Source organism: Kribbella sp. NPDC003557, assembly GCF_040610805.1.
Classification (GTDB): domain Bacteria; phylum Actinomycetota; class Actinomycetes; order Propionibacteriales; family Kribbellaceae; genus Kribbella.
Window position 1 is genome coordinate 1 of the sequence record NZ_JBEXMY010000022.1, and the last position, 1,476, is coordinate 1,476.

At 68.6% G+C, this 1,476-nt stretch carries 3 protein-coding genes; 1 reads left to right on the forward strand and 2 read right to left on the reverse strand.

The features are described from left to right. Positions 1–17: 17 nt before the first annotated feature. On the forward strand, positions 18–272 hold the full coding sequence (locus ABZW60_RS41515; protein WP_355486185.1) for a helix-turn-helix transcriptional regulator: 255 nt from the start codon (positions 18–20) through the stop codon (positions 270–272). Here ABZW60_RS41515 and ABZW60_RS41520 read toward each other — a convergent pair. Both ABZW60_RS41520 and ABZW60_RS41525 read right to left on the reverse strand, forming a co-directional pair. After that, entirely contained in the window at positions 233–469 is a 237-nt protein-coding gene (locus tag ABZW60_RS41520) for a DUF6510 family protein (RefSeq protein ID WP_355486183.1), read from the reverse strand. The genes ABZW60_RS41515 and ABZW60_RS41520 overlap by 40 nt on opposite strands. Next, a complete protein-coding gene (locus ABZW60_RS41525; protein WP_355486184.1) occupies positions 466–1,221 on the reverse strand; it encodes a ferredoxin reductase in 756 nt (251 codons plus the stop codon). Before ABZW60_RS41525 ends, ABZW60_RS41520 begins: the two co-directional genes overlap by 4 nt. Between the last annotated feature and the right edge of the window lie 255 nt (positions 1,222–1,476).

The following is a 1,476-nucleotide window of genomic DNA, read 5'->3' on the forward strand; positions in this document are numbered from 1 at the left end:
CGACAGGCCGACCACCAGTGCCCCGATCAGGCCGGACGCGATCATCGCCGGCCCCGGCGACCGGGTCAGCCGCCGCGCGATCGGCGGCGCGACGTCAGGGACTCACCAACCCGGAGATCGGCGAGCAGCTCTATCTGAGCCCGCGCACCGTCGAATACCACCTGCACAAGGTCTTCGAGAAGCTTGGTATCGCATCCCGGCGTGACCTCGTGCACGCCGTTCCCGACCGGCCTCAGGACAGTCCACCCGAGTCGACGCAGTACCAGCCCTGACGTTCGGTGATCATCAGCAGTACCGCGTCGCAGCTCCGGCACCGCCCGACGATCCCGGGGCCGTTCGGGTAGACCGCAAGCTCCGCGACGTACCCCGTGCGACCGCAGGTCCGACAGGAGTAATCGCCCGCTGTGACGTCGCGGCCGAAGACCTCCTGCAGCACCCCCGCGATCGCATTACCGTCCAGCGGCGTCATCGCGCCACCTCCGTTCCACCGAAGCGTTCGGTCCGGATCCGGAGCGGATCGTGACCTAACGCAACCAATTCGTTCGCAGCGGCCTCGACGAAGCCGGTCGGTCCACAGATGTAGGTCAACGGCCGCTCCGTGGCCGGCCAGCCGGTCTCCGTCAGCAGCTCGCCGTCGATCCGCCGCCGGTACCCGCGCCAACTGCTCGCCGGTTCCCTGGTCAGAGTGACCGAGATGTCGAACAGGTCGTACGCCGCGATCTCCATCAACTCGTCGCGGTAGATCAGCAGGTCCAGGCACCGGGCCGAGCACAGCACCCGCACCGGCACCCGGCTCCCGGCGGCGCGGTGGTGCCGCAGCATCGACCGCAGCGGCACCAGACCCGATCCGCCCGCCACCAGGAACAGCGGACCACCGAGCTCGTCGCCCCACACGAAATACCCTCCGACCGGGCCGCGCAGCTCGAGTTCGTCGCCCACCCGCAGCTCGTCGACGAGGTACGGCGAGACCTCACCGTTCTCGATCCGCTCGACGGTGAGCGCAACGTACTCGTCCTCCGGAGCAGACGCGATGGAGTAACTCCGCTGGGCCTGGTACCCGTCGGGCGCAGTCAGCCGCACATCCACGTGCTGCCCGGCGCGATGGGTCGACCACCCGGGGACCGCGAGCTTGATCGTGCGGGCGCGCGTCGTCTCCTGCACCGCTTCGACAACAGTCCCGGTCTGCCAGCTCAGTCGCCGCTGTAACACTGTTCTGTCCACGGGTCTCCGTAGTTGTGGTAGCCGAAACTCAGGACGCGTTGCCGACCTCGATTCGACCATTCACCGCACCCGGCCCGCCCCCGGGAACTCCCCGGTCCCGCCCCGGGCCACTCAAGCGTTCAAGCGTTCCTCGGTCGAGGTGGAGAACAGGTGCAGCTTGTCCGGGTCCGGCGCCAGGTGGACGACGGTGCCCTTGTCGTTGTGCAGCCGGGTGCCGATCCGGGCGATGATCTGGTCGCTGGTGTGCTCGGCGGT

Excerpts from the sequence above, each read along its gene's own strand:
- ABZW60_RS41520 (WP_355486183.1), bottom strand. The coding sequence starts at position 469 with ATGACGCCGCTGGACGGTAATGCGATCGCGGGGGTGCTGCAGGAGGTC.